Origin of the sequence: Rhodoferax potami (assembly GCF_032193765.1) — a bacterium.
GTDB lineage: Bacteria > Pseudomonadota > Gammaproteobacteria > Burkholderiales > Burkholderiaceae_C > Allorhodoferax > Allorhodoferax potami.
In genome coordinates this window covers 2,706,334-2,720,673 of record NZ_JAVBIJ010000001.1, presented here as the reverse complement: position 1 = coordinate 2,720,673, position 14,340 = coordinate 2,706,334, and the positions used below count along the sequence as shown (strand labels likewise).

The following is a 14,340-nucleotide window of genomic DNA, read 5'->3' as shown; positions in this document are numbered from 1 at the left end:
CGGCCCTTTGCGTGAATTCAGGTGGGCAAGTACCCTTCGACCGACAGGTAGCGTTCGCCGGTGTCGTAGTTAAAGCCCAACACGGTGCTGCCTGCGGGAATCTCGGGCAGCTTCTGCGCAATGGCTGCCAAAGTGGCACCGCTGGAGATGCCGACCAGCAAACCTTCTTCACGTGCGCTGCGGCGGCCGTATTCACGGGCAGTTTCGGCTTCGACCTGGATCACGCCATCCAGCAGATCCGTTTTCAAGTTTTTGGGGATGAAGCCTGCGCCAATGCCTTGAATCGGATGGGGGGCGGGTGCGCCACCGCTGATTACAGGGGATGCGGAAGGCTCCACGGCAAACACTTTGAGCTGCGGCCACTTGGCTTTGAGCACTTGCGCCACACCGCTCAGGTGCCCGCCTGTGCCCACGCCGGTGATGATGTAGTCCACGCCATTCGGAAAGTCGTTCGCGATTTCCAGCGCGGTGGTGCGCACATGCACGTCGATGTTGGCGGGGTTTTCAAACTGCTGGGGAATCCAGGCACCGGGGGTCTGGGCTTTGAGTTCTTCGGCGCGGGCGATGGCTCCCTTCATGCCCTTCTCGCGCGGTGTCAGGTCGAAACTGGCGCCGTAGGCCAGCATCAGGCGGCGGCGCTCGATGGACATGCTGTCGGGCATAACCAGAATCAGCTTGTAGCCTTTGACGGCTGCGACCAACGCCAAGCCCACACCGGTGTTGCCGGAGGTCGGCTCAATGATGGTGGAGCCGGGTTGCAGCGCGCCGCTGCGTTCAGCGTCTTCGATCATGGCCAAAGCAATGCGGTCCTTGATGGAGCCGCCCGGGTTGGTGCGCTCGCTTTTCACATACACCTTGTGGCTGTCGCCGAACAGTTTGTTGATGCGGATGTGGGGCGTGTTGCCGATGGTTTGCAGGACGTTGTCGAATGCCATGGGGTGTCTCCGTGATGGGGTGTGCAGCTGATTATTTTGTAGCAAAGCCGTGAATTGCTAGCGACAGTTTGCACATATCGATATTCCGGCGCCGGCAGGCCCGATAATCGAGGGGTGAAGCCCGCCAGACCACCGCTGGTGCAATTTGGGAAACCAAGCACTGGAGGAACGTCCGGACTGCATAGGGCAGCGTAGCAGTTAACGACTGTCCACTGACAAGCCGGCCACGCAAGTGGCAGGCCCTAAGGTGAGGATTAGAGCAACAGAGACGAGCCGATTTAGTTCGGGTGAAACGGGCAATCTCTACGCGCAGCAATACCAAGTAGGCCAACGTTGACGGGGCCCCCGGAGTTGGCGGGTAGGTAGCATCGAGCCGTTTGGGTGACCAGCGGCCCAGAGTAATGGTGGTCACGTGGGGGAAACCCCATGCACAGAATCCGGCTTATCGGTGGGCTTCACACTTTATTTGTTGTATGGTCGAGTCTTCACAGTGTTTTTGGCGGAGGCTCTATGCGACCGATTCTGGAACTGTTGGAGAAACACGGGGGCTCTGTCTGGAGTCTGAACCCGGAAGACAGCGTCTACCAGGCGCTTGAAATGCTGGCGGACTGCAACGTCGGTGCGCTCATGGTGATGGACGGCGACAAGCTGGTCGGCATCTTCTCGGAGCGGGACTACACCCGCAAAATCGCGCTTGCAGGCCGATCCTCCAAAGACACCCAAGTGAAAGACATCATGACCTCGCAGGTCATGGTGGTCGGCCCCAAGACGCGCACCCAGGAGTGCATGGCCTTGATGAGTCAGAAAAAAATCCGCCACTTGCCGGTGGTCGACGGTACCAAGGTGCTGGGCATGATCTCTATCCGGGACTTGATGGACGACATCATCAAAGACCACGAACAGACGATCAGCCAACTGCAGAGCTACATCGCGAGCTGACCCGCCCTTAAAACTTTTCCCAGCCCGCCAGATACCGCCACTGGCCGACCGGCAGGTCGGCCAAAGTGACGCGGCCCAAGCGGATGCGCTTCATGGCCAGAATCTGCAGGCCGGCTTTTTCGCACAGGAATGCAATCAGCCCGGGGTGCGAGCCCTTGATTGCAAAGCGCAGGCGGCTGGATTCGGGCGTGGTGCTGTTGACACTCACCTTCACTTGCGGCAAGTCCAAGCGCTCGTCTTTGAGCGCGTAGCCGATCGGCTTGAGTGCATCCGGCTCAATTTCGCCTTGTACCTCCACCAGAAACTCGTGTTCCATGGTGGACATGTCTTCGGTGAGTTTGCGGGTGGTACGCCAGTCTTGGGTGAACACCACCAAGCCGGTTGCGCCGTTTTCGAGCTCGACGTCCGCTTCCAGATGGTTGAAGTGGCGTTTCAGGACCCGGGTCTCGCTGGCATCGCCCTCCCAATGCTGGGCGGGGGTGAGCAGCAGGCGGGCATTGGGTGGCGGCACTTTTGCGCCGCGGGCGGGCGGCCGCATGGGAGCGCCCGCGCGGGTCGGGGGCAGTTCTTCCAGCCCGTCGGTATGCCCGGCAGGCTTGTTGAGCAGGATCGTCACCGGAGTGAGTTCCATCAGGCTGGCGTTAGGGTCCAGGGTGATGGTCTCGTGGTCTACCCGGTGTTGGGGCTCTTCAATCACCTTGCCATTCACTTGTACCCAGCCACCTTCAATGTACTGCTCGGCCTCTTTGCGGGAGCAGTCTTTGAGTTGCATGACCTTTTTGGACAGGCGCTCACCGGTGTCCGGCAGTGGCGCAGGTGCAGGCCGCTGCCGTGGAGTGGCGCCACTGGCAGGGCGCGCCGCACTGCGAGTGCCTGCAGACTCTGCCCGGGGCGGCCGCGTAGCGCCCGCACGTTCAGGTGGGCGTGGATGGCCGTCCGCAGGTCGGCTGCGCAGTGGGCGAGGGGGGGCACCATCGCGCGGTGCGTTGCCGGTCGGGCGCGGGTGTGCCGGGCCGTCATGGCTGCGGGGTGGGCGGTTGCCCGCCGGGCGTGCGCCGGCCGGCCGCGCAGCGCTGGCGCGGGGCGCCGAAGAGGGCGCTGAAGCAGGGCGCGGTGCCGGGGTGGCCTGGCGTGCAGGGGTCTGACCCGCAGGCAGGCGCTTGGGGGTCTTGGCTGCGGGATTGAGCTTGAGGGTATTGCGGGTCATGGCCGGCCTTTTTCGTTATCCAGTGCGTAAATGCGTTCGACGTGGGCCAGCAAAGAGCGTTTGGCGACCGGCCAGATGCGCGGATCCACGTCGTCATAGGCCAGGGGCAGCCAATCGTCCATGCTGCCATGGGGGTGCGCTTGCATGACGGCGGCAATTTTCGCTTCGCGCTTGAGCCGGTGGGCTTTGAGGTGGGCAATCGCATCGAGTGCCGCCTCCATCACATGGCCATGGGCAGGCAGGATGAATTGCACCTGGTGCGCCTCGCAGGCGGCGCTCAAGGCGTCCAGCGATTGCAGGTAGTCGTGCATATTGCCGTCTGGCGGGTCAATCACGGTGGTGCTGCCGTTGAGGATGTGGTCACCGCTGAAGAGCAGTCCGTCCTCTTCGAGTAACAGGCAGACATGGTTAGCCGCATGACCCGGGGTGTAGATCACTTGCAGGGTATGCTCCGGTTTAAGTGCACTTTCTACATTTAGCCCAGGCAGCATATGCGCGAGCAGCTCCTGATTTAATAGCGGTCGATCAGGGGTGAATGCACTGGCTGCGCGCGCAGTAGGCGCAGAGGGCAGACCCAGAATCGGCGGGCCGCCCTGGCAGAGCGCCTGCAGCGGGGCGGCGCCGGGCGAGTGATCCGGGTGGGAGTGGGTGCAAACAATCCGCAAGATGTTGCCGCCTGCGCCGTCTTCAAACGCGGCCGCTGCCCACAGGCGCTGCAGGTGGTCGGGGTCGGCGGGACCCGGGTCAATCACCGTAAAGCCGGTGGCAGGCTCCCCCACGAGGTAGCTGTTGGTGCCTGGGCCTGTCATCACCCCGGGGTTGGGTGCGGTCAGACGCAAGACATTGCGCAGCAATGGGGTGGGGCGGTCGGTTTGCCAGGCGTCAACGAGCGAGGCAGATGCCGGCGACAGTGCGCCGGGCAAGAGAGAGGTGGGTCGGGCCATGCGGCGGATTGTGACGCCAAACGGGGATAATGAAACGATGCGAATCCAGTTCACCAAAATGCAGGGCGCGGGCAACGACTTCGTGGTGCTCGACGAAACCCGTGGCCGCCTCGGCCTGACCCCTGCGCATTACCGCTATCTGGGCGACCGCCACTTTGGCGTGGGTGCCGACCAGATCTTGACGGTGCGGCCTTCTCCGGGCGAAGGCATCGACTTCGAATACGTGATCCACAACGCGGACGGCAACGAGGTCGAACAGTGTGGAAACGGTTCCCGCTGCTTTGCCCGTTTTGTGCGCGACCAAGGTTTGACGACCAAAGACCGCATCCGCGTCAAGACCATGAAGGGCGTGATTGAGCCGCTGCTCACGCCCGATGGCCGTGTCACGGTCGATATGGGACCCCCGGTGTTTGAGCCGGCCGAGATTCCTTTTGACGCCACGGGCTTGAGCCTTTTGCCCATGGGTTCATGGGGTTATTGGCCTCTGGCCCCCGTTGATCCTGCGCAAGGCGCTTCTCTTTTGATAGCTGCGGTCTCGATGGGCAATCCCCACGCGGTCACCCTGGTGGCCGATGTGGATGCGGCACCGGTCGGCGTATGGGGCCCGCACGTGCAGGCCGATGCCCGATTCCCGCAAGGCGTGAACGTGGGCTTTTTGCAGGTGGTGAGCCGCAGCGAAGTGCGCTTGCGTGTTTACGAGCGCGGCGTGGGCGAAACCCTGGCCTGTGGCACCGGCGCTTGCGCGGCAGTCGTGGCGGGCATCCGTCTGGGGCTGCTGGACGCGCGGGCGAACGTGCAAACCCGGGGTGGTGTGCTCACCATTGCGTGGGCGGGCCTCGGGCAGTCGGTTTTCATGACCGGCCCGGCCACGACTGTTTTCCACGGCGAAATTGATTTACCCGAATAACCTGACTCTGCTCACGATGACTACACCTATCAACCAAGCCTTGGCAAATCCGATCACCGAAGACGACATTGCCAACTTTCTGGCGAACAACCCCGATTTTTTCCAGCGCCACGCAGAGCTGTTGGCCACGGTGCAGTTCACCAGCCCGCATAGCCACCGCGCGGTGAGCCTGCAAGAGCGTCAGGCAGAAATGCTGCGCGAGAAGATCAAATTGCTGGAGCAGCGCATCATGGAAATGATCCGCCACGGCAATGAGAACGTGCTCCTGTCCGACAAAATTTTGCGCTGGGCGCGCTCGCTGTTCCTCACCATCAACCCGGCAGAACTTCCCACTGAGATCGTGCGGGAGATCCAGGATCAGTTTGCGGTGCCCCAAGTGGGCTTGCGCTTGTGGGGCTTGGCAGAGAGTTTTGCCGGTATCCCTGCCGCGCAAGCGGTGAGTGAAGACGCCAAGGTATTTGCCACCTCCTTGAATGAGCCCTTTTGCGGGCTCAACACCGGCTTCGAGGCCGTGAGCTGGCTGGAGCAGCCGACCGGCATGAGCTCGCTGGCCTTGATCCCGCTGCGCAGCGGTGTGGCTGGTAGTTCTGCCCCTGCTTTTGGCATGTTGGTGCTGGCATCCAGCGACTCCCAGCGCTTCAACAGCAGCATGGGAACCGAGTTTTTGGCCCGTATCGGCGAGATCGCCAGCGCCGCTCTTTCGCGCTTGCGCTGAGTCAGCTATCACCGCCATGCCCGCGGACGATCGTGCCCTGATCGACAAGTATCTGGAGTTCGTGCGGGTTGAAAAGCGCTTAGCGGCGCGCACCGTCGAGCTCTATGCCTTGGACCTGGCCCGCCTCCACGAGCAGGCAGAGCGCGCCGGTGTCGGGTTGCGCGAGGTGCAAAACCATCACATCCGCCGCTGGGTTGCGCAAATGCATGGCGCGGGCCGCAGCGGCCGTGGCATTGCATTGATTTTGTCGGGGTGGCGAGGTTTTTTTGCCTGGTTGGGGCGGGATGGGCTGGTGCCCAGCAACCCGGTGCAAGACGTGCGCTCGCCCAAAGCCCCCAAGCCACTACCCAAAGCGCTGGCGGTCGACGATGCAGTGCAATTTGCAGACTTTGAAAGTGATGACGATGCCTGGTTCGAGGCCCGCGATGCCGCCATGGTGGAGCTGCTCTACGGCAGCGGCCTGCGGGTCGGGGAGTTGGTGGGACTGGATGTCGTGGCTGGCAAAGACGCCAAAGGCTGGGTCGATCTGCAGGCGGCAGAAGCGCATGTGCTGGGCAAAGGCTCCAAGCGCCGCAGTGTGCCGGTCGGCGCCACCGCCCTGAAGGCCTTGCAACGGTGGCTGGACTTGCGTGGCCCATCAGGCACCCGCGGCGCAGCACCAGTCCCTGCGTCTGGTGCGGATGCCGCGTCTGCCCTGTTCACCGGCCGCAATGGCACCCGGCTCACCGCGCAAAGCATCTGGCAGCGCTTGAAGCGCCGCAGCCAGCTTGCCGGCCTGAATGTGCCGGTGCATCCGCATATGTTGCGCCACTCGTTCGCCAGCCATGTGCTGCAAAGCAGCGGTGACCTGCGTGGTGTGCAGGAGCTGCTGGGCCATGCCAACATCACCACCACACAGGTGTATACCCGGCTCGACTTTCAGCACCTGGCCAAGGCTTACGATGCCGCGCACCCCCGCGCCAAGCTCAAGCGCTGATCGCCAAATAGCGGTTTTTTGCAAAAAGTTGGTGACTTTCTTGCGAAGCCGGAAAATGCGGCATATAATCGTGGTCTTGCAACGCGGGAATAGCTCAGTTGGTAGAGCGCAACCTTGCCAAGGTTGAGGTCGAGAGTTCGAGACTCTTTTCCCGCTCCAAATTCACCCTCAAGGGTTTCAAAAAAGGTCAGCACATTGCTGGCCTTTTTTGTTTTCTGCGTCTGCTCTCGCGCTTGCGGGCGGCAGCGCACCTCAAGCGACAATACACCCCATGAAAATCATTCGCCTGCGCGCCGGCAAAGAGCGCTCCTTGTTGCGTCGTCATCCTTGGATCTTCGAGTCCGCCATTGCCAAAGGGGGCGGTGACAGCGGCGAAACCGTGCGTGTGGAGTCGGCGGAAGGGGCGTTTTTGGGTTGGGCCGCTTTCAGCCCGCAATCCAAAATACGTGCGCGTGTCTGGAGCTTTGACGAGAAGCAGCGGATTGATGCTAGCTTTTTTATAGCTGCTTGCGAAGGCGCTATCAGCGCCAGAGCCCGATTTGATATCAAAAGCGATGGCGTTCGGCTGATCCACGGCGAGTCCGACGGCTTGCCGGGCCTGATTGTCGACCGTTATGGCGACACGTTGGTCGCGCAGTTCACCTCAGCGGGTGTTGAGAAATGGAAGTCCGCCATTGCCGATGCGCTGCTCTCCGCCACGGGTTTGACCAAGTTGTATGAGCGGTCGGATGCCAGCAGCCGTGCGCTGGAGGGGCTGCCCGAGGCTACCGGCTGGTTGCGCGGTGAGGGGCCCACCGATCTGGTGCTGCGTGAGCACGATTGGACTTTGGCGCTCAGCATTTCCGAGGGCCATAAAACCGGCTTTTACTTGGACCAGCGCGACAGCCGCCACCGGTTTGCAGAGGCGACCCGCCGCTTGGGTTTCCAGCGGGTGCTCAATTGCTACTGCTACACCGGCGGATTTACGGTGGCTGCGTTGTCCGGTGGTGCCGGTCATGTGACATCGATTGATTCCAGCGGCCCTGCCATTGAAAAAGCACGTGCTAATGTGGCACTCAACGGTTTCGACGCCAGCCGGACCACGTTCATGGATGCCGATGTCAACGCCAGCCTGCGTGCCTTCGCGGCGGAGGGGCGCACGTTTGATGCCATCATTTTGGATCCGCCCAAGTTCGCGCCGACAGTGGCCCACGCCGAGCGCGCGGCCCGGGCTTACAAGGACATCAACCGCTTGGCGTTCAAATTGTTGGAGCCCGGTGGTGTGCTGTTTACCTACAGCTGCTCGGGCGGTATCAGTGCGGACCTTTTCCACAAAATCATTGCCGGAGCCGGCTCGGATGCGGGCGTCGACGGATTTATTACCGACCGCATGGGCGGTGCGCCGGATCACCCGATGACGATTGCTTTCCCGGAAGGGGAGTACCTCAAAGGCTTGGTGGTGATGCGCCGCTGACCCCACCGGCCCTCGTGCCCTTGAATTGCTGACTACACTCCCCAGTTGCTTTGTTTGCACTGCACCATTTTTGGAATTTGAATCATGAGCTTGATCCCCGCAACCATCCTGACCGGCTTTTTGGGTTCCGGTAAAACCACCTTGCTCAAGCGCGTGCTGGCTGAGGCCCATGGCCAAAAGATTGCCGTGATTGAAAATGAATTTGGTGAAGAGAATATCGACAGCGATATTCTGGTCAGCGACACCAACGAGCAGATCATTCAAATGAGCAACGGTTGCGTCTGCTGCACTATTCGCGAAGACTTGCGCACTACCTTGAAAGACTTGGCAGAAAAGAAGCGCAAGGGCGAGCTTGATTTTGAACGGGTGGTGATTGAGACCACCGGCGTGGCCGACCCCGGCCCGGTGGCGCAGACCTTCTTTATGGATGATGAGATCGCCGAGACCTATTTGCTCGACTCGATCCTGACCTTGGTCGACGCCAAACACGCGGTTCAGCAGCTCAATGATCGTCAAGAGGCGCGTCGCCAAATCGGGTTTGCCGACCAGATCTTTATCAGCAAGTCTGATTTGGTATCTAAAGAGGAGCTGGATGCCTTGATGCACCGCATCAAACACATGAACCCGCGCGCGCCGCAAAAAGCGGTGCATTTCGGCGAAGTGTCTCTCCAAGAAGTGTTTGATCTGCGCGGCTTTAACCTCAACGCCAAGCTCGATATTGATCCGGACTTCCTCAAGGACGACGACCACCACCACGACCATGCCCATGGAGAGCATTGCGACCACCCGTCGCACGCCCATGACCATGCGACCCACGGTCACCACCACCATCACGAAGATGATGTGAAGAGTTTTGTGTTCAAGTCAGAGCGTCCGTTCGACCCAGCCAAGCTGGAAGACTTTCTGGGTGCCATCGTCAATATCTATGGCCCGCGCATGCTTCGCTACAAGGGCGTGTTGAATATGAAGGGCACCGACCGCAAGGTGATCTTCCAAGGCGTGCACCAGCTCATGGGCAGCGATTTGGGCCCTGCGTGGGGTGAGACTGAGGTGCGCACCAGCAAAATGGTGTTCATTGGTATTGATCTGCCCAAGGACATTTTCTTGCAAGGCATGGAACAGTCTTTGGTTTAACTGTATCGAGGGGAGCTGCGTACGGCTGCTGTCACGGCCGTCGTTGCTCATGATCATTTGGATGGAACGAGGGCAGGGGGTGCTATGTTTGTCTCGCTTTTGCAACTTATGGGTTTTCCTTCAGGTAAGCCTGTACACTCGCGCGCCGAAGAAACCCGCTCCGAGAGGCCTCGAAAAGCCTCCAGAGTGGCTGCAGCCACCAGCGACGATGTGCAGGCCGAACCTGCCAGGAGACAAGAAGTGAACGCGAAGTCCGGGAAAAATAGCAAGGCCAAAGAAGCCCCTGCCAAAGTCAAGCCAGCTGCCGTCAAGGTCGCTGCAAAATCCGCTGCCAAGCCAACTGCGAAAGTCGTTGCCAAAGCACCTGTCGCTACACCACCGAGCAGCAAAGCCGCTGTCAAAACCACGGTTCCTGCCCCTGTGAAAACAACTACCAAGACTGCTGATAAAGCGCCTGTGAAATCCGCCGCCAAAACAGCTGCTGCAACGCCTGCAAAAACCAAGCCTGCCGCCGAAAAAGCGGTTGTCAAACCGGTGGCCGTTGCCACGCCGGTGGTTGCTCCGGCTCCCGCAGTGCCTGCCAAAGCAGGCCGCCCGTCTTCGCGACTGGCCCAGCTCACGGTGCCCTCTATGGCGCAGTCAGTCGCCTCAACGGCTGCCAAAGCCAGTTATAACCAGTCCATGTCTTCCCCTGTTATTGCTCCCGTAATTCCTGCTATCGTGAAAAAAGACGCGAAACTTGCCAATAATTGGAAAAACAAAACGGTGACCGAAATGACGGATGCTGAACTGTTGGCGATGCCCGACTCCGAATACATGAACGAGATGCAGCTCGCATACTTCCGCCTGAAGCTCACCGAGCTCAAGCGCGGAATTCTTGCGAGCGCCGGAGAGACTACCGAGCATTTGCGTGAAGATACCTCGGTGGTTCCCGATCCTGCGGACCGCGCAACCATTGAAGAAGAGCACGCTTTGGAGCTGCGCACTCGCGACCGCGAACGCAAGTTGCTGAAGAAGATTGAGCAGTCCATCGGACGTATCGATTCTGGCGACTATGGCTATTGCGATGAAACCGGCGAACCTATCGGTGTCGGTCGTTTGCTGGCTCGCCCGACGGCGACGCTCTCTCTGGAAGCGCAGCAACGCCGCGAGCTGAAACAGAAAATGTTCGGGGATTAATTCCCCTTTAACGCAGGCTACCTACCGCTGATATGGCAACCAAAGACGAACGTCCCGGCCTACTTTCCAAAGTGGCGATGTTCGTTCGCAATCCGACCAAAGACTGGTCGGATATCTCTCGCACCGAGACGGAGCCGGATAGTGCTTACGACAAGCAGGCTCTCAAGGCCATGATTGAGCGCAAGCGGCAAAACGACTTTGTCCGCAAGCGTGAATTCGACCAGCTCCGCAAACTGCGCAACAGAGACCCCTCCGCGGTAGCCAATCTTGCGCGCCCTTCGTTTTTCCAGAGCAGTATTCCCACCGACCCCGACGGTCGTGCGGTGACTCTAAAGAAAATCGATGAAATCGAAGCGCAGATGTCGAGGCAGTGGTGGAAAGGCAAGCAAGACGCTGCTGCCGCTGCGAATGCTGGGAGTGAACAGCGCCCGTCGGCAGTTGCACCTGGGAGTGACACACAACCATCCTTGGCGCCGAGTGGCACCTCTGCCGGCACCCGGTATGGGGGGGCGCCGCTGCATCCACATTGCCCATCATGCGCGGAGTACCGGATCAGCCGGGAGCAGGCGCGCCGCAAACGGAATACGCGGCCACGCAAATGGGCCAGCCGACGGAGCCAATGTTTGCGCCGCCGGCGTCCAAGGCGCCTGGGAGCAAGCCTTCATTCGCCCGAGCCACAGAGTCCTCTGATCTCTCGTTCACGACTTCCAAGCTGCTGGCTTTAGAAGTCTCCGATGCGGCGGCTGACCCTGAACTGGAGGAAGCCGCCATCCGCTTTGCCAATGGCGACGACCACGGCGCGGAAAGTAGCCTGATCAGCGCGCTGCGACGCGGTGTGGCGGATGCGTCGACGGCGTTTAACTGGGCAGCTGCCTTGATGGACCTTTACCGAGCCACTCAAAATCGTGAGCGTTTTGATTGGGCTGTCGTAGAGTTTGCGCACCTGTGGGATGAGCGGGTGCCTCGTTGGGATGTTGTTCAACTCAACACGGCGTTCGGCGCGGAAACGACGTTGGCGGCGCCTTTTGGGCCAGAGCCAGTGGCTGGAGAGTACGTCGAAGCGGATCCGATGTGGTCCTGCCCCCAGTTTTTGGACGTCCAAGGAATGGAGGCTTTGCGCCTAGTACTGTCGACTCAGCCGATGCCATGGACTTTGGACTGGACTGCTCTTGAGCGTATCGATGCCCCTGCGATGCCTTTGCTTTCTGGCTTGTTTGCCAGTTTGTGCGACGAGCCCGTCTCGTTGCGGTTCGCCGGTGCATCGCAATTGTTGACAGCGCTGCAATTCTTGACGCCTTCCGCCAATCGCAGTGTTGATTCCGCATGGTGGATTGTTCGTTTAAACGTCCTCCGAGCCTTGCAATGTCTTGACGATTTTGAGCTGGTGGCGTTGGACTATTGCATTACCTATGAGGTTTCTCCCCCTGCATGGGCCCCGGCGCGCTGTGATTATTCAGCCGTTCATTTCCGCTCCGCTCATGCAGCTTCCGCCGATTTCGTTTCTACTTCGCCGATGGGTGTTGGTTCTGTCACCCTGACCAGCCAAGAGCTGCGCGGGGTCGTTGCCGGCGATACAACGGCGCTATTGGCGGGGCTGGACAGCGCACGCGACCAGTCGAACAACATTGTGATTTCTTGTCGATTTTTGGTCCGGGTCGACTTCTCTGCAGCAGGAACGATCTTGAACTGGGTCGTTTCGCGTCAGGCGGAGGGCTGTATGGTGCAGTTTCAAGATGTGCATCGCTTGGTCGCCGCATTTTTCAATGTGATTGGCATCAGCGAACACGCACGCGTTGTGCCACGCGACCTTTAAATTTGGGTTCGCGCGGGGAGGGTATTTCTCCGCTTGCAAACTCTTGCTTCACCCCCAACTCCCCCTCTATGGAACAATTTCACGGAACGACCATCATCAGTGTGCGGCGCAAAACAGCTGCGGGTGTTCAGGTCGCAATCGGCGGTGACGGACAGGTCACTTTAGGCAACATCGTAGTCAAGGGCACTGCCCGCAAAGTGCGCAAGCTCTATCACGGCAAAGTGCTGGCCGGCTTTGCAGGTGCTACGGCGGATGCCTTCACTTTGTTTGAGCGTTTTGAAGCCAAGCTCGAAAAGCACCAAGGTCATTTAGTGCGGGCGGCGATTGAGTTGACCAAGGACTGGCGCACCGATCGCGTTTTGCGCAAGCTGGAGGCGATGTTGGCGGTGGCGGACAAAGATGCGTCGTTGATCATTACAGGAAACGGAGATGTGCTCGAGCCTGAAAACGGGATCGTCACCATCGGTTCCGGTGGCGCGTATGCCCAAGCCGCGGCGGTTGCCTTGCTCAACCACTCTGATCTGCCGGCCGCGGATATTGTGAAGCGCTCACTCGAAATTGCAGGTGAGCTGTGCATCTACACCAATATGCACCACACCATCGAAACCCTGTAACTCCTGTTTCCCCGAAGTTTTTTATGCAGACGCTCACTCCCCGCGGCATCGTTGCCGAGTTAGATAAACACATTGTTGGCCAAGCGCAGGCGAAACGTGCGGTTGCGATCGCATTGCGCAATCGTTGGCGCCGGCAGATGGTCGAGGGCGATTTGCGTCATGAAATTACGCCTAAGAATATTTTGATGATCGGCCCTACCGGCGTTGGTAAAACAGAGATTGCGCGACGCCTAGCAAAGCTGGCCGATGCGCCGTTCATCAAAGTGGAGGCGACCAAGTTCACCGAGGTTGGTTATGTGGGCAAAGACGTGGATGCCATCATTCGCGATCTGGCAGAAATCGCCGTAAAGCAGGTTCGGGAGCAAGAGAAGCGCAAAGTTGCCCGCCGGGCTGAAGACGCTGCCGAAGAGCGCATTTTGGATATCCTGGTGCCACCTCCGCGGTTCGATGCCGGCGCCACATCAACAGCCGACGCCCCCGAGAGCTCCACGCGCCAAGCGTTTCGCAAGAAGCTGCGCGAGGGACAGCTCGATGATCGTGAGATTGAGTTAGACCTCGCCATGCAAACGCCGAACTTGGAAGTCATGGGGCCTGCGGGCATGGAAGAGATGACCGAGCAGCTTCGCGGGCTCTTTGGTCAAATGGGCCAAGGCAAGAAGCAAACCCGCAAATTGCGGATTGCAGAGGCCGCCAAACTACTGGCTGAGGAAGAGGCTGCCAAGCTGGTCAACGAAGACCACATCAAAACCCAGGCGATCCAAACCCTGGAGCAAAACGGCATTGTTTTTATTGATGAAATTGACAAGGTGACCTCCCGCGGCGAAGGCAATGGGGGTGAGGTTTCCAGGCAAGGTGTTCAGCGTGATTTGCTCCCCTTGGTCGAAGGAACCACGGTCACCACCAAGTACGGCATGGTGAAGACGGACCATATTTTGTTCGTCGCATCGGGCGCCTTCCATTTGAGCAAGCCGAGCGATCTGATTCCTGAATTGCAAGGACGCTTCCCGATCCGCGTGGAATTACAGTCTTTGTCTGTTCAAGATTTTGAAGCGATCTTGACCCAAACCCATGCATCGTTGATCAAGCAATACCAAGCTTTGCTGGCCACCGAGTCTGTATCGCTGGAGTTCACGGTGGATGGAATTACCCGGCTTGCGCAAATCGCGTTCGATGTGAACGAGCGAACCGAAAACATCGGTGCTCGCCGCTTGGCGACGGTGATGGAGCGTTTGCTGGATGATGTGAGTTTCGATGCGGGAGACCTGGGTGGCCAAACCATCCAGATCGATGCCCGCTACGTGGATGAGCGTCTCGGGGCGCTGAGTCAGGACGAAGACTTGTCCCGATTTATTCTGTGATTTGTGAAAAAGCGGATAAACGGTAGTCCCTTCAAGCATCACTTTCAGAGCATCTGCTAAGTGCTTAATTTAGAACGGTTTTTAAGGCGTCGTCGCCTTTAGAAACGCTTCTAAGTCCTTGATTTCATTGGAAAAAATTCGCGTAAGGCATCTTGCGATCAGGCCG

General features: G+C 59.4%; 12 protein-coding genes, 1 tRNA gene, 1 other RNA gene and 1 pseudogene. 12 read left to right on the top strand and 3 right to left on the bottom strand.

The window, feature by feature from the left end; translation table 11 throughout:
* Positions 1 to 17: 17 nt before the first annotated feature.
* Positions 18 to 935: a cysteine synthase A gene (gene cysK / locus RAE21_RS13070; RefSeq protein WP_313881724.1), complete on the bottom strand. Its 918-nt coding sequence runs from the start codon at positions 933 to 935 to the stop codon at positions 18 to 20.
* A gap of 116 nt (positions 936 to 1,051) precedes the next feature.
* Here cysK and rnpB point away from each other — a divergent pair.
* Positions 1,052 to 1,396, top strand: an RNA gene (rnpB, locus tag RAE21_RS13065) — RNase P RNA component class A.
* Between the two features lie 49 nt (positions 1,397 to 1,445).
* Positions 1,446 to 1,874: a CBS domain-containing protein gene (locus RAE21_RS13060; RefSeq protein ID WP_313875069.1), complete on the top strand. Its 429-nt coding sequence runs from the start codon at positions 1,446 to 1,448 to the stop codon at positions 1,872 to 1,874.
* A 7-nt stretch (positions 1,875 to 1,881) separates the two neighbouring features.
* Here the strand turns inward: RAE21_RS13060 and RAE21_RS13055 are convergent, their stop codons facing one another.
* The gene (locus tag RAE21_RS13055) at positions 1,882 to 3,081 is read right to left on the bottom strand and encodes an RNA pseudouridine synthase (RefSeq protein WP_313881723.1); all 1,200 of its coding nucleotides are present in this window, start codon (positions 3,079 to 3,081) and stop codon (positions 1,882 to 1,884) included.
* Positions 3,078 to 3,959, bottom strand: a pseudogene (locus RAE21_RS13050) (MBL fold metallo-hydrolase); the annotation flags it as partial. The gene RAE21_RS13055 and the pseudogene RAE21_RS13050, both read right to left, overlap by 4 nt.
* Before the next feature lie 103 nt (positions 3,960 to 4,062).
* Between RAE21_RS13050 and dapF the strand changes: the two are divergent.
* From dapF to hslU, 10 genes are all read left to right on the top strand, one after another.
* Positions 4,063 to 4,932, top strand: coding sequence for a diaminopimelate epimerase (dapF, locus tag RAE21_RS13045; protein ID WP_313881722.1), 870 nt, complete (start codon positions 4,063 to 4,065; stop codon positions 4,930 to 4,932).
* 16 nt (positions 4,933 to 4,948) lie between these two features.
* Positions 4,949 to 5,647, top strand: a complete 699-nt coding sequence (locus RAE21_RS13040) for a DUF484 family protein (protein WP_313881721.1) — start codon at positions 4,949 to 4,951, stop codon at positions 5,645 to 5,647.
* A gap of 16 nt (positions 5,648 to 5,663) precedes the next feature.
* Positions 5,664 to 6,623, top strand: a complete 960-nt coding sequence (locus tag RAE21_RS13035) for a tyrosine recombinase XerC (protein WP_313881720.1) — start codon at positions 5,664 to 5,666, stop codon at positions 6,621 to 6,623.
* A gap of 83 nt (positions 6,624 to 6,706) precedes the next feature.
* Positions 6,707 to 6,782: transfer RNA gene (locus RAE21_RS13030), tRNA-Gly, on the top strand.
* Between the two features lie 112 nt (positions 6,783 to 6,894).
* Positions 6,895 to 8,076: a class I SAM-dependent rRNA methyltransferase gene (locus tag RAE21_RS13025; RefSeq protein WP_313881719.1), complete on the top strand. Its 1,182-nt coding sequence runs from the start codon at positions 6,895 to 6,897 to the stop codon at positions 8,074 to 8,076.
* Between the two features lie 84 nt (positions 8,077 to 8,160).
* Complete coding sequence (locus RAE21_RS13020) at positions 8,161 to 9,210, top strand: CobW family GTP-binding protein (RefSeq protein WP_313881718.1); 1,050 nt, start codon at positions 8,161 to 8,163, stop codon at positions 9,208 to 9,210.
* A gap of 186 nt (positions 9,211 to 9,396) precedes the next feature.
* Positions 9,397 to 10,389: an RNA polymerase-binding protein DksA gene (dksA, locus tag RAE21_RS13015; protein ID WP_313881717.1), complete on the top strand. Its 993-nt coding sequence runs from the start codon at positions 9,397 to 9,399 to the stop codon at positions 10,387 to 10,389.
* A gap of 526 nt (positions 10,390 to 10,915) precedes the next feature.
* The gene (locus RAE21_RS13010; protein WP_313881716.1) at positions 10,916 to 12,202 is read left to right on the top strand and encodes an STAS domain-containing protein; all 1,287 of its coding nucleotides are present in this window, start codon (positions 10,916 to 10,918) and stop codon (positions 12,200 to 12,202) included.
* A 68-nt stretch (positions 12,203 to 12,270) separates the two neighbouring features.
* A complete protein-coding gene (hslV, locus tag RAE21_RS13005; RefSeq protein ID WP_313881715.1) occupies positions 12,271 to 12,816 on the top strand; it encodes an ATP-dependent protease subunit HslV in 546 nt (181 codons plus the stop codon).
* 23 nt (positions 12,817 to 12,839) lie between these two features.
* A complete protein-coding gene (gene hslU, locus RAE21_RS13000) occupies positions 12,840 to 14,174 on the top strand; it encodes an ATP-dependent protease ATPase subunit HslU (protein ID WP_313881714.1) in 1,335 nt (444 codons plus the stop codon).
* The last annotated feature ends 166 nt before the right edge of the window (positions 14,175 to 14,340 follow it).